The sequence below is a fragment of the Citrobacter sp. Cpo147 genome, assembly GCF_030332405.1.
Taxonomy (GTDB): Bacteria; Pseudomonadota; Gammaproteobacteria; order Enterobacterales; family Enterobacteriaceae; genus Citrobacter; species Citrobacter portucalensis.
Genome location: NZ_JAOWHX010000029.1, coordinates 61,466 through 78,688 on the forward strand (window position 1 = coordinate 61,466; position 17,223 = coordinate 78,688).

15 protein-coding genes are annotated in these 17,223 nt (G+C 53.3%); 4 read left to right on the top strand and 11 right to left on the bottom strand.

Annotated features, from left to right (window positions below; all coding sequences use genetic code 11):
* Window positions 1–10 precede the first annotated feature (10 nt).
* A complete protein-coding gene (gltB, locus tag OGY06_RS01290) occupies window positions 11–4,471 on the bottom strand; it encodes a glutamate synthase large subunit (RefSeq protein WP_003828779.1) in 4,461 nt (1,486 codons plus the stop codon).
* A gap of 684 nt (window positions 4,472–5,155) precedes the next feature.
* Between gltB and mnmL the strand changes: the two genes are divergently transcribed.
* The 4 genes from mnmL (at window position 5,156) to mtgA (ending at window position 10,216) form a co-directional block, all read left to right on the top strand.
* On the top strand, window positions 5,156–6,085 hold the full coding sequence (gene mnmL, locus OGY06_RS01295) for a tRNA modification radical SAM protein MnmL/YtqA (RefSeq protein WP_008785937.1): 930 nt from the start codon (window positions 5,156–5,158) through the stop codon (window positions 6,083–6,085).
* 195 nt (window positions 6,086–6,280) lie between these two features.
* Window positions 6,281–8,617, top strand: coding sequence for an aerobic respiration two-component sensor histidine kinase ArcB (gene arcB / locus OGY06_RS01300; protein WP_003828775.1), 2,337 nt, complete (start codon window positions 6,281–6,283; stop codon window positions 8,615–8,617).
* A gap of 229 nt (window positions 8,618–8,846) precedes the next feature.
* On the top strand, window positions 8,847–9,500 hold the full coding sequence (elbB, locus tag OGY06_RS01305) for an isoprenoid biosynthesis glyoxalase ElbB (RefSeq protein WP_003828774.1): 654 nt from the start codon (window positions 8,847–8,849) through the stop codon (window positions 9,498–9,500).
* Window positions 9,497–10,216, top strand: a complete 720-nt coding sequence (mtgA, locus tag OGY06_RS01310; protein ID WP_003828772.1) for a monofunctional biosynthetic peptidoglycan transglycosylase — start codon at window positions 9,497–9,499, stop codon at window positions 10,214–10,216. Before elbB ends, mtgA begins: the two co-directional genes overlap by 4 nt.
* A 66-nt stretch (window positions 10,217–10,282) precedes the next feature.
* On the opposite strand, the gene npr is transcribed toward mtgA, so the two are convergent.
* From npr to kdsD, 10 genes are all read right to left on the bottom strand, one after another.
* Complete coding sequence (npr, locus tag OGY06_RS01315; RefSeq protein WP_003828770.1) at window positions 10,283–10,555, bottom strand: PTS phosphocarrier protein NPr; 273 nt, start codon at window positions 10,553–10,555, stop codon at window positions 10,283–10,285.
* A complete protein-coding gene (gene rapZ, locus OGY06_RS01320; RefSeq protein ID WP_003025085.1) occupies window positions 10,552–11,406 on the bottom strand; it encodes an RNase adapter RapZ in 855 nt (284 codons plus the stop codon). Before rapZ ends, npr begins: the two co-directional genes overlap by 4 nt.
* 45 nt (window positions 11,407–11,451) lie before the next feature.
* Entirely contained in the window at window positions 11,452–11,943 is a 492-nt protein-coding gene (ptsN, locus tag OGY06_RS01325; protein ID WP_003025083.1) for a PTS IIA-like nitrogen regulatory protein PtsN, read from the bottom strand.
* A gap of 83 nt (window positions 11,944–12,026) precedes the next feature.
* Window positions 12,027–12,314, bottom strand: a complete 288-nt coding sequence (hpf, locus tag OGY06_RS01330) for a ribosome hibernation promoting factor (RefSeq protein WP_003025078.1) — start codon at window positions 12,312–12,314, stop codon at window positions 12,027–12,029.
* A gap of 22 nt (window positions 12,315–12,336) precedes the next feature.
* Window positions 12,337–13,770, bottom strand: coding sequence for an RNA polymerase factor sigma-54 (gene rpoN / locus OGY06_RS01335; RefSeq protein WP_032934192.1), 1,434 nt, complete (start codon window positions 13,768–13,770; stop codon window positions 12,337–12,339).
* Window positions 13,771–13,816: 46 nt separating this feature from the next.
* Window positions 13,817–14,542, bottom strand: a complete 726-nt coding sequence (gene lptB / locus OGY06_RS01340) for an LPS export ABC transporter ATP-binding protein (RefSeq protein WP_003828761.1) — start codon at window positions 14,540–14,542, stop codon at window positions 13,817–13,819.
* A gap of 6 nt (window positions 14,543–14,548) precedes the next feature.
* The gene (gene lptA / locus OGY06_RS01345; RefSeq protein ID WP_003828759.1) at window positions 14,549–15,097 is read right to left on the bottom strand and encodes a lipopolysaccharide ABC transporter substrate-binding protein LptA; all 549 of its coding nucleotides are present in this window, start codon (window positions 15,095–15,097) and stop codon (window positions 14,549–14,551) included.
* Window positions 15,066–15,641 (bottom strand): LPS export ABC transporter periplasmic protein LptC, encoded by a 576-nt coding sequence (gene lptC, locus OGY06_RS01350; RefSeq protein ID WP_003828757.1) that lies wholly within the window; start codon window positions 15,639–15,641, stop codon window positions 15,066–15,068. Before lptC ends, lptA begins: the two co-directional genes overlap by 32 nt.
* Entirely contained in the window at window positions 15,638–16,204 is a 567-nt protein-coding gene (gene kdsC / locus OGY06_RS01355; RefSeq protein WP_003828755.1) for a 3-deoxy-manno-octulosonate-8-phosphatase KdsC, read from the bottom strand. Before kdsC ends, lptC begins: the two co-directional genes overlap by 4 nt.
* Window positions 16,205–16,224: 20 nt before the next feature.
* On the bottom strand, window positions 16,225–17,211 hold the full coding sequence (kdsD, locus tag OGY06_RS01360) for an arabinose-5-phosphate isomerase KdsD (RefSeq protein WP_286604481.1): 987 nt from the start codon (window positions 17,209–17,211) through the stop codon (window positions 16,225–16,227).
* Between the last annotated feature and the right edge of the window lie 12 nt (window positions 17,212–17,223).

Genomic DNA, 17,223 nt, shown 5'->3' on the forward strand with positions numbered 1-17,223 from the left:
CTGCTACCCCTTACTGCGCCTGCACACGCAGCTCTGCTGCGCTACGACTACGGTGACCCAACAGTGCTTTCACATCACTGGATTTTGGTTTTACCAGCGCGAATTTCGCCGAGAATGCTGGCCAGTTAGCCAGGATCTCTTCGCCGTGTGAAGAGCCGGTATGCTGTACGTGCTCGGTAATCAAACCGCGCAGGTGTTCCTCGTGGATAGCCAGCGAGTCCACGCTCAGCACTTCTACCAGTTCCGGGTTCACGCGTTTGCGGAACTCACCGTCTTCGTCGAGCACGTAGGCAAATCCGCCCGTCATACCCGCTCCGAAGTTGACGCCCGTTTTTCCGAGAATACAGACGATGCCGCCGGTCATATATTCGCAGCCGTTGTCGCCAATACCTTCAACCACGGTGATTGCGCCGGAGTTACGTACTGCAAAGCGCTCACCCGCACGACCCGCGGCAAACAGGCGGCCACCGGTGGCGCCATACAGACAGGTGTTACCAATGATGCTCGCCTCATGGCTACGGAAAGCAGAGCCAACCGGAGGACGCACTGCCAGCAGACCGCCCGCCATGCCTTTACCGACATAGTCGTTGGCATCACCGGTCAGATACAACTCCACGCCGCCCGCGTTCCACACGCCGAAGCTCTGGCCTGCGGTACCGCTGAAGTGCGCTTTGATTGGGTCAGACGCCAGCCCCTGATCGCCATGTGTTTGCGCGATATAGCCCGACAGCGACGCGCCAACAGAACGGTCGGTGTTGCGGATATCGAACCAGAAGGTTTTGCTCTGGCGCTCGTCGACAAACGGTTTCGCTTGCTGTAACAACTGAGCGTTCAGCACGCCGTTATCAAACGGCGGGTTGTTCTCGGTGCAATGCAGCGCTTTACCCGGATGCGGTTCGGCGGTTTCCAGCAGACGAGACAGTTCCAGTTTCTGTTGCTTCGCGGTAAACCCTTCCAGCTCTTTGAGCAGGTCGGTACGACCAATCAGATCCACCAGACGCTTCACACCCAGTTGCGCCATCAGCTCACGGACTTCGCGGGCGATAAATTCAAAGTAGTTAGTCACTTTGAACGGCAGGCCGTGATAGTGGTTCTTACGCAGTTTGTCATCCTGAGTCGCCACGCCGGTTGCGCAGTTGTTCAGGTGGCAAATACGCAGGTATTTACAGCCCAGCGCCACCATTGGACCGGTACCGAAGCCGAAGCTTTCCGCACCCAGAATCGCCGCTTTAATGATATCGACACCGGTTTTCAGACCGCCATCAACCTGCAGACGAATCTTGTGACGCAGACCGTTAGCGACCAGCGCCTGTTGGGTTTCCACCAGACCGAGTTCCCACGGGCAGCCCGCATATTTCACCGAGGAGAGCGGGCTTGCGCCGGTACCGCCATCGTAGCCAGCAATGGTGATCAGATCCGCATAGGCTTTTGCCACGCCTGTGGCGATAGTGCCGACACCCGGTTCGGAAACCAGCTTCACGGAGATCATCGCTTTCGGGTTGACCTGTTTGAGGTCGAAAATCAGCTGTGCTAAGTCTTCGATAGAGTAAATATCGTGGTGCGGCGGCGGGGAGATCAACGTCACGCCCGGTACCGAATAGCGCAGTTTAGCGATGTACGGGGTGACTTTATCACCCGGTAACTGACCGCCTTCGCCAGGCTTCGCGCCCTGAGCGACTTTAATCTGAATGACATCGGCATTGACCAGATACGCCGGGGTTACGCCAAAGCGACCGGAGGCAACCTGCTTAATGCGCGACACCTTGTTAGTGCCGTAGCGCGCCGGGTCTTCGCCGCCTTCACCGGAGTTCGAGTTGCCACCGATGCTGTTCATGGCTTCGGCCAGCGCTTCGTGTGCTTCGGGGCTTAATGCACCGATGGACATCGCCGCGGTATCAAAGCGTTTAAACAGTTCGGTTGCGGGTTCTACTTCGCTAATGCTTACGGCTTCATCGCCAGGCGTAATCGCCAGCAGATCGCGCAGCGTGGCCGCCGGACGCTCATTGACCAGCTTGGCATATTCCTGATAGTCGCTGTACTCACCGCTTTGTACCGCCTGTTGCAGCGTGCGCACCACGTCCGGGTTGTAGGCATGGTATTCGCCGCCGTGGACGTATTTGAGCAAACCGCCCTGACTGATAGGCTTACGTGCCAGCCATGCATGTTTGGAGAGGTTCAGCAGATCCTGCTGGAAGTCGGTAAACCCTGCGCCGCTGATGCGGCTGACTACGCCCTGGAAGCACAGCGCCACGACATCATCATGCAGACCAACCGCTTCAAACAGCTTCGAGCAGCGGTAAGAGGCGATGGTCGAGATGCCCATTTTGGACATGATTTTGTACAGACCTTTGTTGATGCCGTTACGGTAGTTCAGCATCACGGTCCGGTAATCTTTGGCAATCGCCTGAGTGTCGATCAATCGTCCCAGCGTTTCATACGCAAGATACGGATAAATGGCCGTCGCGCCAAAGCCGAGCAGGACAGCAAAATGGTGCGGGTCACGGGCGCTGGCGGTTTCAACGATGATGTTGGCGTCGCAACGCAGACTTTGTTCTACCAGACGCGTTTGCACTGCGCCCACGGCCATCGGTGCCGGAACCGGCAAACGGTTTTTCGCGATGTTACGGTCAGAGAGCACCAGCAGCACCGTACCGTTACGCACCATCTGTTCGGCTTTATCGCACAATGCTTTGACGGTCTCTTCGAGCGTGGTTTCGGTCACGTCGAAGGTGATATCCAGGCGATCGGCGCGGTAATGTTCCTCTTTCATGGTGGTGAGCTGGGTGAAATCGGAGTACAGCAGGATCGGCGATTTAAAGCTCAGGCGGTGTGCCTGACCTTCGGCTTCGCAGAAGACGTTCATCTCACGACCGATGCTGGTGGCCAGCGACATAACGTGCGCTTCACGCAGCGGGTCGATCGGCGGGTTAGTCACCTGCGCGAACTGCTGGCGGAAGTAGTCATAAATGATGCGTGGCTGGCTTGAGAGCACCGCAAACGGGGTATCATCACCCATTGAGCCGACCGCTTCCTGACCGTTTTCACCGAGCACGCGGATCACGGAATCCAGCTCTTCGGCGCTGTAGTTAAACTGTTTCTGATAGCTGGCGAGCGTGTCATCGTCCAGTTCGCGGCTGCCGACCTGATCGTCTGCGAGGTCTTCGAACGGCACCAGACGGCGGACGTTCTTCTCCATCCACTCTTTGTACGGATGGCGGCTTTTCAGATCGTCATCGGTTTCGGCGGAGTGCAGAATGCGCCCGCTGCGGGTATCGATAACCATCAGCTCGCCTGGGCCGACGCGACCTTTCTCGACGACTTCATCCGGCTGATAATCCCAGATCCCGACTTCAGAGGCGCAGGTAATCAGCTTGTCTTTGGTGATGACGTAGCGCGCCGGACGCAGGCCGTTACGGTCAAGGTTACAGGCGGCAAAGCGGCCGTCGGACATAACAATGCCCGCCGGGCCATCCCACGGCTCCATGTGCATGGAGTTAAAGTCAAAGAACGCGCGCAGCTCCGGGTCCATATCCGGGTTGTTCTGCCAGGCCGGCGGCACCAGTAAACGCATGGCGCGGATAATGTCCATCCCGCCAGCCAGCAGCAGTTCCAGCATGTTATCCATTGAGCTGGAGTCGGAGCCGGTTTCGTTAACGAACGGTGCGGCGTCGTGCAGGTCAGGGATCAGCGGTGTCTGGAATTTATAGGTACGTGCGCGTGCCCACTGGCGGTTGCCGGTGATGGTGTTAATTTCACCGTTATGCGCCAGGTAGCGGAACGGTTGCGCCAGCGGCCAGCGCGGTACGGTATTAGTGGAGAAGCGCTGGTGGAACAGGCAGATGGCCGATTCCAGACGCAGATCCGCCAGGTCCAGGTAAAAGCGCGGCAGATCCGCCGGCATACACAGACCTTTATAGATATTGACCAGGTTCGACAAGCTACAGACGTAGAAGTCTTTATCGTCCTGGAGGCGTTTTTCGATACGACGGCGCGCGATGAACAGGCGACGCTCCATATCACGCGGACGCCAGCCCGCAGGGGCGTTGACAAAAATTTGCTCGATTCGAGGCAGGGAGGAGAGGGCGATTTCACCGAGAACACCTTCGTTGGTCGGCACGTCGCGCCAGCCGACAATCGACAGGGTCTCCTGCTGTAATTCTTCTTCGACAATGCGACGAGAAGCCGCAGCCAGTTCAGCGTCTTTATTTAAAAAGATCATGCCGACGGCGTAGTTTTTAGCTAAACGCCAGCCGCGCTCTTGCGCCACGATGCGGAAAAAGCGGTCAGGTTTTTGTAACAGCAAACCGCAACCATCGCCGGTTTTACCATCGGCAAGAATTGCGCCACGGTGCTGCATGCGGGCCAGTGCGTGTATGGCGGTACGCACTACCTTGTGGCTAGGTTCGCCTTCTATGTGGGCGATCAGGCCGAAACCACAGTTATCCCTCTCAAGGGATTTATCGTACAACATATCAGTGAACCTCCCCAGGCTCTGCGGGATTCCCATCTGGACCGTTGCGCACGGGCACACCAAGAGCATGGCGACGGGGTTTGCGTGTCATACGCTTACCTCGCATTCGCCCTCTTTATCCTTTTCGCATAGGTCAAACAAGTTTGAGGACTTGCTTCAGAGGGAATCTCAATTACTGCATAAATATGATGAGCAGACTGCTCATCCAGAAAGCTTCCAGCGGATTTCCACGTTATCGGGAATCCACACACAGGTCAAATGGCAATCTTATTTATGCAAAAATGTGCTATAGGGCGATTAACTTTATGAATATGTTGAAATTTAAGGCTTTTTTACATTGATTTAACGCAAGGGGAATGGAGTGCGAAGTGTGATCTGTCTCACTGTCAGAAAGGCTGTATATCCCCCGTCCTCCCTTTGTTTATCGCTATGCTTGGCATTTTATGCTGGTTTTTAGAGTTTTGGCGTCTTAAAGATACTGTTTTTATGCTGAGAGTATAAGAAGATAAAAAAAACAGTCGGATATAAGGAAAAGTAATTTCATTTTGAATGAATGAAATTTCGATTGTTTTGATTTGTTATGCAATAAATAAAGGCACGCCAGGGCGATTGATCCAGGTCATCGCCGACTGGGGCAAAAAATGGCAGGCTTTGGCCTCTTTTCAAGGCGCGGTCTACCAGATTATGCAGTTACAGAAATTAGTCAATATGTTTGGTGGGGATCTTTCTCGCCGTTACGGGCAAAAGGTTCATAAACTCACGCTTCACGGCGGCTTTAGCTGTCCAAATCGTGATGGCACCATCGGACGTGGTGGATGTACTTTCTGCAATGTCGCCTCGTTTGCCGATGAAGCACAGCAGCACCATTCTATTGCCGAGCAGCTTGAGCATCAGGCGCATCTGGTCAATCGCGCGAAACGCTATCTGGCCTATTTCCAGGCCTATACCAGCACCTTTGCTGAAGTGCAGGTGCTGCGTTCGATGTATCAGCAGGCGGTCAGCCAGGCCAGTATCGTCGGGTTATGCGTTGGGACGCGCCCCGACTGCGTGCCGGATGCGGTACTTGATCTGCTTTGCGAGTATAAAGACCTCGGCTATGAGGTATGGCTGGAACTCGGTTTGCAAACTGCGCATGACAAAACCTTGCACCGTATTAACCGCGGCCATGATTTTGCCTGTTACCAACGCACTACGCGACTGGCACGCGAGCGCGGGCTGAAAGTGTGCTCACACCTGATTGTCGGTCTGCCGGGAGAAGGGCAAGCAGAATGCCTGCAAACCATGGAACGTGTGGTGGAGACGGGTGTTGACGGTATTAAGCTGCACCCGCTGCATATTGTGAAAGGCAGTACGATGGCGAAAGCCTGGGAAGCCGGGCGGCTGAACGGAATTGAACTGGACGACTATACGGTTACCGCCGGGGAGATGATCCGTCATACGCCGCCAGAGGTGATTTATCATCGAATTTCCGCCAGCGCGCGCCGCCCAACGCTGTTGGCACCTCTATGGTGTGAAAACCGCTGGACCGGCATGGTCGAACTGGATAAGTACCTTAACAAGTACGGTGTGCAAGGCTCGGCGCTCGGTACGCCATGGGTGCTGCCTGAGAACTAACTCTCCGTAGGCCGGATAAGGTAAAGCCGACATCCGGAAATCTGCGCCTGCTTGCCTGATGGCGCTTTGCTTATCAGGCGTACGATGGCCTCTCCGCGGTCATTTCACCGATAACCTCCGCATTTCTTGCACAATCTTCAACGTCACGCTGAGAATTGAGTATTATTGTGCCAAGTTGTCGTGAAGGAACCCTCTATGAAGCAAATCCGTATGCTGGCGCAATATTACGTCGACCTGATGATGAAGTTAGGTCTGGTGCGCTTTTCGCTGCTGTTGGCGCTGGCTCTGGTCGTGTTGGCAATTGTGGTGCAGATGGCTGTCACCATGGTGCTGCATGGCCAGGTAGAAAGCATTGATGTCATCCGCTCTATCTTTTTTGGTCTGTTAATTACCCCCTGGGCCGTCTATTTCTTGTCCGTGGTGGTGGAGCAACTTGAGGAGTCCCGGCAGCGCCTGTCACGACTGGTACAAAAGCTGGAAGAGATGCGCGAGCGCGATCTCAAGCTCAATGTGCAGCTGAAAGATAATATTGCCCAGCTCAATCAGGAAATTGTTGAGCGTGAAAAAGCTGAAGCAGAGCGCCAGGAAACATTCGAGCAACTGAAGGTTGAAATCAAAGAGCGCGAAGAGGCGCAGATCCAGCTTGAGCAACAGTCTTCCTTTTTACGCTCTTTCCTTGATGCCTCGCCGGATCTGGTTTTTTATCGCAATGAAGATAAGGAGTTTTCCGGCTGTAACCGTGCCATGGAGCTGCTGACTGGCAAAAGCGAAAAGCAGCTGGTGAACTTAAAACCGGCTGACGTTTACTCTCCTGAAGCGGCTGAAAAGGTGATTGAGACCGACGAGAAGGTGTTCCGTCATAATGTTTCGCTCACCTACGAACAGTGGCTGGACTACCCGGATGGGCGCAAAGCCTGCTTTGAAATTCGCAAAGTGCCTTACTATGACCGCGTAGGTAAGCGACATGGTCTGATGGGCTTTGGACGCGATATTACCGAGCGTAAGCGTTATCAGGATGCGCTTGAGCGCGCCAGCCGCGATAAGACCACCTTTATTTCTACCATCAGCCACGAGCTGCGCACCCCGCTTAACGGCATTGTCGGCTTAAGCCGGATCCTGCTGGATACGGATCTAACAGCGGAGCAGGAAAAATACCTGAAAACAATCCACGTCTCTGCTGTGACGCTGGGGAATATATTCAACGATATTATCGACATGGATAAGATGGAGCGACGTAAAGTCCAGCTCGATAACCAGCCGATCGATTTCACCAGTTTTATGGCGGATCTGGAAAACCTCTCTGGCCTACAGGCGCAGCAAAAGGGTCTGCGTTTTGTGCTTGAGCCGACGTTACCCCTGCCGCATAAGGTCATTACCGACGGAACGCGTCTGCGTCAGATCCTGTGGAATCTGATCAGCAACGCCGTGAAGTTTACCCAGCAGGGGCAGGTGACCGTGCGGGCGCGCTATGACCAGGGGAATATGCTGCATTTCGAAGTTGAAGATTCCGGCATCGGCATTCCGCAGGATGAGCAGGATAAAATCTTCGCTATGTATTATCAGGTGAAGGACAGTAACGGCGGTAAACCGGCAACGGGGACAGGGATTGGTTTGGCCGTGTCGAAGCGTCTGGCGAAAAACATGGGCGGTGATATTACGGTTTCCAGCCAGGCAGGAAAAGGGTCTATCTTTACGCTGACCGTGCATGCCCCTGCGGTAGCGGAAGAGATTGAAGACGCGTTTGAAGACGATGAACTGCCGCTGCCAGCCCTGAATGTGCTGCTGGTGGAAGACATTGAGCTGAACGTTATTGTTGCGCGCTCCGTGCTGGAAAAATTAGGCAACAGCGTGGATGTCGCGATGACCGGGAAAGCCGCGCTGGAAATGTTTACGCCGGGTGAATATGACCTGGTGTTGTTGGATATTCAGCTACCGGATATGACCGGTCTGGATATCTCGCGGGAGCTCACGCAAAAATACGCCCGTGAAGATCTGCCACCGCTGGTCGCACTCACCGCCAACGTACTGAAAGATAAAAAAGAGTATCTGGACGCAGGCATGGACGACGTGCTGAGTAAGCCGCTGTCGGTTCCGGCACTAACCGCCATGATCAAAAAATACTGGGATACCCGAAACGAAGAGGAGAGCACTGTGACATCTGAAGAAAGCAGTAAATCGCAAGCGCTGTTAGATATTCCTATGTTGGAACAATACCTCGAGCTGGTGGGACCGAAGTTAATTACCGACGGGCTGGCGGTGTTTGAGAAGATGATGCCGGGATATTTGAGCGTGCTGGAGTCCAATCTGACGGCACGGGATAAAAAAGGTGTTGTTGAGGAAGGCCATAAAATTAAAGGCGCAGCAGGTTCAGTGGGGCTGCGTCACCTGCAACAGCTAGGTCAGCAAATCCAGTCGCCGGATCTTCCTGCCTGGGAAGATAACGTTGCTGAATGGATTGAAGAGATGAAGCAGGAGTGGCAGCACGACGTGGCAGTATTAAAAGCCTGGGTGGCGAGCGTGGAAAAAAAATGACCCCGGCTTGACCGGGGTGCGCGAATACTGCGCCAACACCAGGGAAATCGTGGCTGCGCCGTAAATTATTATCATTGTTTACAAGGGCGCAGCCCTAATTTTCAGGCCGCACGCAGTTAAGATAGCAAATCTTAAATAATTTGTTACATGAATCAGTTAAATGTGTGAAGCGTAGCATTTAAATCATAATAACTAATATGTTTCAGCCAGTTGAGAAAGGAGTATCACGATGAAAAAAGTGGGTGTAGTGCTCAGCGGATGCGGCGTGTATGACGGTGCAGAGATCCATGAAACTGTTCTCACGCTTCTGGCCATTGCCCGCAACGGCGCTCAGGCCGTCTGTTTTGCACCGGATAAACAACAAGCGGATGTGATTAATCATCTGACCGGCGAGCCGATGCTGGAAACTCGCAATGTGCTGATTGAAGCCGCGCGCATCACACGTGGCGATATTCGCCCACTTGCGCAGGCAGTCTCATCGGAACTGGATGCGTTGATCGTGCCGGGTGGGTTTGGTGCGGCCAAAAATCTGAGCAACTTTGCCAGTCAGGGCAGCGAATGCCGGGTTGACAGCGATTTAGCCGCGCTGGCGGTGGCCATGCATCAGGCGGGTAAGCCGTTGGGATTTATGTGCATTGCGCCTGCCATGTTACCTAAAATTTTTGACTTCCCGCTGCGTCTGACCATCGGCACTGATATCGACACGGCAGAGGTGCTGGAAGAGATGGGCGCTGAGCATGTGCCTTGTCCGGTTGATGACATTGTCGTCGATGAAGACAACAAAATCGTCACCACGCCTGCCTATATGCTGGCGCAGGACATCGCTCAGGCTGCGAGTGGCATCGATAAACTGGTATCGCGTGTGTTGGTGCTGACTGAATGAGAAAAGGAGTAACCGCCTTTCTGCGACGTATTTTTCTGCGGGTGGTGGTTGTCCTCGCCGTATTCTGGGGCGGAGGTATCGCACTTTTCAGCGTGATGCCTGTGCCTTTCTCGGCGGTGATGGTCGAGCGACAGCTGGGCGCATGGCTGTCCGGTGATTTCGGCTATGTGGCGCACTCGGACTGGGTGAGTATGGATGAGATCTCACCGTGGATGGGACTGGCGGTGATTGCTGCGGAGGATCAGAAGTTTCCCGACCACTGGGGGTTTGACGTCACCGCCATAGAGAAAGCGCTGGCGCACAATGAACGCAATGAAAACCGCATTCGCGGGGCGTCGACGTTATCGCAACAGACGGCGAAAAACCTGTTTTTATGGGATGGACGCAGCTGGGTGCGTAAAGGTCTCGAAGCCGGGCTAACGCTGGGTATGGAAACCGTCTGGAGTAAGAAACGTATTCTGACCGTCTATTTGAATATCGCCGAGTTTGGCGATGGGATATTTGGCGTGGAGGCGGCGGCGCAACGGTATTTTCATAAACCGGCCAGTCGGTTGAGCCTGTCTGAAGCGGCCTTGCTGGCGGCAGTATTGCCCAATCCTTTGCGTTTTAAGGCGAATGCGCCTTCTGGTTATGTGCGTAACCGCCAGGCTTGGATTATGCGCCAAATGCGTCAGTTAGGTGGTGAGTCGTTTATGCGGGAAAATAAGCTGTATTAGCGTAGTTATTGCCGGATGCGGCGTAAACGCCTTATCCGGCCTACTGGCTACGTTCTGTGTACTCGATTAATCTTCATCAAACCCTGAATTAAACAGGGCAATCACTGCGGCCAGGGCTTCTACTTCCTGTGGTCCCGTGGCTTCGACTTCTATCTGACGCCCTTTGGCTGAATCCAGCATCAGCAGGGCGATAACGCTGTTGGCCTCGGCCTCCGTTCCTTCATCATTACGCAGCAAAACTTCTGCTTCGAAACCCTGCATCAATTCAAACAGTTTCATCGCTGGGCGGGCATGCATGCCCAGCTTATTGGTGATTTCAACGGTTTGCTTCACGGTCATGATTTACGTTTTTCCAGCGTACGATGGCGTGACTGCACGTTTTTACCGCGTGAGCGGAAGTAGTCTGCCAGCTGCTCTGCAATATACACCGAACGGTGTTTCCCGCCGGTACAGCCGATGGCTACGGTAAGGTAGCTACGGTTGTTGGTCTCCAGCATGGGTAACCATAGCTCAAGATAGCTGCGAGTCTGGTAGATAAAATTGTGTACTTCTGTGTGCCTGTCGAGGAATGCGGCGACAGGGCGGTCAAGACCGGTCATTGGGCGCAGCTTCGGATCCCAGTGTGGGTTAGGCAGGAAGCGCACGTCAAAGACGTAATCCGCATCAATCGGGATACCGTGTTTGAAACCAAAGGATTCGAATACCATCGTCAATTCACGTTCACGTTTACCCAGCAGTCGGGTACGTAACATTTCCGCCAGTTCGTGTACGGACATTTCGGAGGTATCAACGATCAGATCAGCGCGAGAGCGCAGAGGCTCCAGCAAATCGCTTTCCTTATCGATAGCGCTTTCCAGAGACAAGTTCTTGCTGGAGAGCGGGTGTAAACGGCGCGTGTCGCTGTAGCGACGAATCAGCGTGTTACGGTCTGCATCAAGGAACAGCAGCTGTGGTGAGAAACCCTCGGGCAGATTATTCATTGCCTGCTCGAAAATTTCCGGGGACTCAGGCATGTTGCGCACATCAATGCTGACGGCCGCAGAAATCTGGCGATCGGCCAGTGTACGAGCCAGATCGGGCAACAGCACTACGGGAAGGTTATCCACGCAGTAAAAACCCATATCTTCCAGCGCACGCAGGGCGACAGATTTACCTGACCCTGAACGGCCGCTGACGATCATCAGTACCATGTACTGTTTCTCCTCACAACGACAAAAAAGGATGCCATTGGGTTGTTATGCTTCATCCTGTCCACCTTCGGTGTCCGTGATGATTTGATACAACTCCTGGTCACTCTGCGCGGCGCGCAGACGACGACAGATGGTTTTATCCGCCAGACGTTTTGCGACCAGTGACAACGTATGCAAATGCGTCTTGGTTTGGTCTGCCGGGACCAGCAGGGCGAAAAGCAGATCGACAGGTTGATTATCAATGGCGTCGAAGGCGATGGGTGTTTCGAGTTGAACAAACACACCAACCGCGCGCATCGTGTCTTCTTCCAGCTTTCCGTGCGGGATAGCAATACCATTACCGATGCCGGTACTGCCCATTTTTTCACGCGTCAGAATGGCTTCAAATACCACCTGAGAAGGCAAGCTAAGCTGTTTTGCCGCAAGTTCGCTGATGATTTCCAGTGCGCGTTTCTTGCTTTGGCAGTGAACGCCTGCGCGTGTACATTCCTGGTTAAGAACAGTGCTCAGTTGTAGAGTCGTATCGTTATTTGTCATAATTTCACCTAAGCGCTAACTGTACAAATGGCCCGTTGTGCTACACAACAGGCCGTCCTGCACCCGCTAACTGCCCGGACAAGTTAGTGCTGTTTCAGTTTATCTTTATGTTTTGTTAACTGCCGAGCCAGTTTATCAATTAAACCGTCAATGGCGGCGTACATATCCTGACCTTCCGCGCTGGCATGAATTTCGCCACCGTTCACATGCAGTGTTGCATCCGAGATATGTGTAACCTTCTCCACTTTCAACACAATATAGACCTGATTAATCCGGTCGAAATATTGTTCGAGCTTGGCAAATTTTGTATTCACAAAATCGCGCAGGGCTTCGGTGATTTCGACGTTGTTTCCAGTGATGTTGAGCTGCATAGTGTCTTCCTTATCGGTTGGGTCACACCAGCTGTTTGCGCTGGTTAGACGGCGGAATGGATAAAGACTCTCGGTACTTCGCAACGGTGCGGCGTGCCACCATGATACCCTGTTCTGACAGCATAGAGGTTAACTTGCTGTCACTCAGCGGTTTCGCGGGGTTTTCCGCAGCAATTAATTTCTTCACCAGCGCACGGATAGCTGTGGATGAGGCTTCACCTCCGCCTTCAGTGTTAACGTGACTGGAAAAGAAATACTTCAATTCAAAAATGCCGCGCGGACTGTGCAGATACTTTTGCGTGGTCACACGGGAAATGGTCGATTCGTGCATCTCGACGGCCTGGGCGATATCCGCCAGTACCATCGGTTTCATATACTCTTCGCCTTGTTCAAAGAAAGCTTGCTGCTGCTCAACGATGCAGCGGCTGACGCGCAGCAACGTATCATTGCGGCTTTCCAGGCTTTTAATCAGCCACTTCGCATCTTGCAGATTGCTACGAATAAACTGGCTGTCGGCATCGTTGCGTGCGCTATTGCACATCGCGGCGTAGTGCTGGTTAATCTGTAAGCGCGGAATGCTGTCGCCGTTGAGTTCGACCACCCAGCGATCGTTATGCTTACGCACCAGCACATCCGGAATGACGTACTCCGGCTCGCCAGTCTGGATCGACTGCCCTGGGCGGGGATCAAGCGACTGGATGAGGTTGACGGCTTCTTTCAGCACGTCTTCTTTCAGTCGGGTCACGCGCATCAGCGTGCGGAAGTCATGGTTGGCTAACAGATCGAGATGATCGCTGATGATCAGGCGCGCTTCATCCAGCCACGGTGTGGCTTTATCAAACTGCGAAAGTTGGATCAGTAAGCAGTCACGGAGATCTTTGGCGGCCACGCCAACGGGATCAAAGCGCTGAACGCGTTTAAGCACGGCTTCGATTTCGTCCATACCGACGTCGTCATCGCCCATGCTTTCGAGAATATCGTCCAGGGTCACGGTGAGATAACCGGTTTCGTCTACCGCATCCACAATGGATGTCGCAATGGCGCGATCGGTATCAGAAAACGGGGTCAGTTCCACTTGCCACATCAGGTAATCCTGTAGTGATTGCGTGGTCTCACCCTGATAGACAGGCAGTTCGTCGTCGATGTAATCTCCGCTGGTGCCCGAAGGCGTCCCGGCGGTGTAAATTTCATCCCAACTGGCGTCAAGCGGCAACTCCTCAGGCATCTCTTTTTGTTCGAGTGCATCTGCGGTGTCGAGGGTTTCGCTGTCCTGTTTTTCCTGGGTATCAATTTCGTCGTGAAGATCGGTTTGCTCGAGCAGTGGGTTACTTTCCAGCGCTTGCTGAAGTTCTTGCTGAAGTTCCAGCGTGGACAACTGCAACAGACGGATAGCCTGTTGTAGCTGAGGCGTCATCGCCAGTTGTTGGCTAAGCCTGAGTTGCAAACCTTGCTTCATGTTCAGAGTTGTTTTCTCCTGCAGTGACGTGAAGTCTTCTACCCTATCAGAGTCTGAAGTCTTCCCCAAGGTATACGCGCTTAACGTGCTCATCCTGCAGTATTTCTGTTGGCGTGCCGTGCGCGATCAGGTGCCCCTGACTTACGATATAGGCGCGCTCACACACTGCCAGCGTTTCGCGGACGTTGTGGTCGGTAATCAGCACGCCAAGGCCGCTGTCGCGCAGGTGTTCGATGATCCGTTTAATATCAATAACAGAAATCGGGTCAACACCGGCAAACGGTTCATCCAGCAGGATAAATTTCGGATTGGCGGCCAGTGCGCGAGCGATCTCCACGCGGCGTCGTTCACCACCGGAGAGCGACTGACCTAAGCTGTCGCGCAGGTGCTCGATGTGGAATTCTTCCATCAGCTCGTTAGCGCGATCTTCCCGCTGCTCGCTGGTCAGATCGTCACGAATTTGCAGCACCGCCATCAGGTTATCAAACACGCTCAGGCGACGGAAAATCGATGCTTCCTGCGGTAAGTAGCCGATGCCGCGACGCGCGCGCGCATGCAGAGGCAGCAGACTGATGTCTTCGTCATCAATGATAATGTTACCCGCATCGCGCGGGACAATGCCGACAACCATGTAAAAGGTTGTTGTCTTGCCTGCACCGTTAGGACCGAGCAGACCGACGATCTCCCCGGAGTTGACGGTCAGACTGACATCTTCAACCACACGACGGCCTTTATAGGCTTTTGCAAGGTTCTTTGCAGTTAATGTTGCCATAACGAATCAGTTACCTTTTTTCTCTGCCGGAGCCTTGTTTTTGTCCTGCAACTGCGACGGAACCAGAACGGTGGTGACGCGTTTGCCTTTATCGCTGAAGGCCTGCATTTTCTGCTCTTTTACCAGATAAGTGATCTTATCGCCCGTGATGTTGCTATCGAGCTGTTCCAGATACGCCTTGCCGGTGAGAACGACAAAGTCTTTCGCCAGTTCATAGTGCATCTGAGAGGCGTGGCCTTTAACCGGTTTACCGTTGTCCTGCATCTGGTAAAACGTTGCTGGATTGCCATAGCCATCAATCACTTCTTTGCCGTCTTCACCGCCAGGACGGGTCACGACGACTTTATCGGCGTTAATTTTGATGGTGCCCTGAGTCACAATCACGTTGCCAGTAAACGTCACCACGTTGCCCTGCATATCCAGGGACTGCTGGTCCGATTCAATGTGAATCGGCTGCTCGGTATCGCCGGTGACGGCAAATGCCGGAATGCTGGCGGCCAGAAGTGAGCTGGCAAGTACAAGATTAAGGCTGAGTTTGTTTGTTTTGGATTTCATATGAGGTTCTAACCTTTTCAATCAGCTCGGCGTTCTTGCTGCGTAAGTTGCCGCGCATCTTCAGTCCGCTGGAGTTAAATGTTGTGCCATACAACGTCACCAGATCATCGGAAGTGACGTCTTGTGTCACCAGGTTAATCTGCGCGTTATCGGTCGTAATTCTGCGTAGTTGAGAGTCAGGCACCAGGGCGTTAACCTCAACATGGCCGTACAGATACAGCATCCGATCGTTGGTCAATTTGGCTTTATCGGCCTTGATCGTCCAGGTCGGTACTTTATCCTTATCAAACGTGGTTAATACCGGTTGAGTAAACCACGAAACCGCTTGTTCCGAATAATATTCAACGTGTTGTGCGATCAAGTGATAGCTCAGCGCGCCTTCCGGACTATACACGACGGTATCAGTATGTTCGCTCTTATAGGTTGGCTCGTTGTTATTGACGACGACCTGAGCGGTGTCATCTTTGTCTGCCAGATTAATACCAATCATCACAAGGACAGCCAGCGACAGTAGAATGATAACCCAACGTCTGGTTTTGCTCATATCGATTGCCCTTTGGCCTCGTCCAGTTTGCCCTGCGCCAGGAGTAATAAATCGCAGACTTCACGCACAGCGCCACGTCCCCCATCAATGCGGGTGACATAATCAGCTCGCGGGATCAGCAAAGGGTGGGCATCTGCCACCGCGACGCTTAATCCCACTTTAGCCATCACCGGCCAGTCGATCAGGTCATCGCCAACATAGGCGACATTCTCCGGCGCGATCGCCAGTTTGCTAAGGAGATCGCCAAAGGCAACCAGTTTGTCTGACTGCCCCTGATACAGGTGGGTGATCCCCAAAGTGGTACAGCGATCTTCTACAAGTTTAGCCTTTCGTCCGGTAATAATGGCAACCTCAATACCGGAAGTGAGCGCACAGCGAATTCCGTAACCATCACGGACGTTAAAAGCCTTCAGCTCTTCACCGTTGTTGCCCATATAAATCAGACCATCAGACAGTACGCCATCCACATCCAGGATCAGCAAACGGATGTTTTCTGCCCGGGTGATAACGTCTGCGCTGACGGGTCCATAACAGGTCGCAAGCGACGCACCTGCTTTACTCATTTTTGTTATCCTTGAGTTTCTTACACTACACCTGCACGCAGCAGATCATGCATATGTAACACACCGAGTAACTGGTCGCCATCAGCAACCATTACCGAGGTGATATGGCGGGACTGCATTAAGTTCAGGGCATCGACGGCAAGAATGCCCGGACGCACGCGAATGCCTCCAGGGGTCATCACATCGGCAATGCCTAACTGGCGTACATCAACGCCCATATCGAAGACACGACGTAAATCGCCATCGGTGAAAATACCGTCAATCTTCATGGCATCATCGCAAATGACGGTCATGCCGAGATTTTTACGCGTGATCTCAAGTAAGGCGTCACGCAGGCTGGCGTTTTTGGTCACATGCGGGATCTCGTCGCCCGTATGCATAATATCGTTAACGCGCAGTAAAAGCTTACGGCCCAGTGCGCCACCGGGATGAGACAACGCAAAATCTTCCGCGGTAAAGCCGCGCGCTTTTAATAACGCCACCGCCAGGGCATCGCCCATCACCAATGTTGCTGTCGTACTGCTGGTCGGCGCCAGGCCTAACGGACAAGCTTCCTTGGGCACTTTAACACACAGATGCACATCTGCCGCACGCGCCATACTGCTTTCAGGACGACCGGTCATGCAGATAAGCGGTACATGAAGACGTTTTAATACCGGGATCAGCGCCGCTATCTCATTGGATTCACCGGAGTTAGAGATGGCGATGACCACATCCTGCGGCGAGACCATACCCAGATCGCCATGTGCGGCTTCGCCTGGATGTACAAAAAATGAGGGGGTGCCGGTGCTGGCAAATGTGGCTGCCATTTTCCGCCCGATATGGCCAGATTTCCCCATTCCCATCACCACCACTTTGCCCGGGCAGCTGAATATTTTCTCGCATGTGAGGGTAAAATTTTGGTTGATGTACTGATCAAGCTCCGCCAGGCCTTCACGTTCAATTGCCAGGACTTCCTTGCCTGCTTTCTGAAAGTCAAAACCCGGTTGCAACTCTAAGTGCGACATAATGCGTTTCCA

What these genes read in the sequence shown, in the direction of transcription:
- gltB (WP_003828779.1), bottom strand. Translation starts at nt 4,471, where the DNA reads ATGTTGTACGATAAATCCCTTGAGAGGGATAACTGTGGTTTCGGCCTG.
- mnmL (WP_008785937.1), top strand. Translation starts at nt 5,156, where the DNA reads ATGCAGTTACAGAAATTAGTCAATATGTTTGGTGGGGATCTTTCTCGC.
- arcB (WP_003828775.1), top strand. Translation starts at nt 6,281, where the DNA reads ATGAAGCAAATCCGTATGCTGGCGCAATATTACGTCGACCTGATGATG.
- elbB (WP_003828774.1), top strand. Translation starts at nt 8,847, where the DNA reads ATGAAAAAAGTGGGTGTAGTGCTCAGCGGATGCGGCGTGTATGACGGT.
- mtgA (WP_003828772.1), top strand. Translation starts at nt 9,497, where the DNA reads ATGAGAAAAGGAGTAACCGCCTTTCTGCGACGTATTTTTCTGCGGGTG.
- npr (WP_003828770.1), bottom strand. Translation starts at nt 10,555, where the DNA reads ATGACCGTGAAGCAAACCGTTGAAATCACCAATAAGCTGGGCATGCAT.
- rapZ (WP_003025085.1), bottom strand. Translation starts at nt 11,406, where the DNA reads ATGGTACTGATGATCGTCAGCGGCCGTTCAGGGTCAGGTAAATCTGTC.
- ptsN (WP_003025083.1), bottom strand. Translation starts at nt 11,943, where the DNA reads ATGACAAATAACGATACGACTCTACAACTGAGCACTGTTCTTAACCAG.
- hpf (WP_003025078.1), bottom strand. Translation starts at nt 12,314, where the DNA reads ATGCAGCTCAACATCACTGGAAACAACGTCGAAATCACCGAAGCCCTG.
- rpoN (WP_032934192.1), bottom strand. Translation starts at nt 13,770, where the DNA reads ATGAAGCAAGGTTTGCAACTCAGGCTTAGCCAACAACTGGCGATGACG.
- lptB (WP_003828761.1), bottom strand. Translation starts at nt 14,542, where the DNA reads ATGGCAACATTAACTGCAAAGAACCTTGCAAAAGCCTATAAAGGCCGT.
- lptA (WP_003828759.1), bottom strand. Translation starts at nt 15,097, where the DNA reads ATGAAATCCAAAACAAACAAACTCAGCCTTAATCTTGTACTTGCCAGC.
- lptC (WP_003828757.1), bottom strand. Translation starts at nt 15,641, where the DNA reads ATGAGCAAAACCAGACGTTGGGTTATCATTCTACTGTCGCTGGCTGTC.
- kdsC (WP_003828755.1), bottom strand. Translation starts at nt 16,204, where the DNA reads ATGAGTAAAGCAGGTGCGTCGCTTGCGACCTGTTATGGACCCGTCAGC.
- kdsD (WP_286604481.1), bottom strand. Translation starts at nt 17,211, where the DNA reads ATGTCGCACTTAGAGTTGCAACCGGGTTTTGACTTTCAGAAAGCAGGC.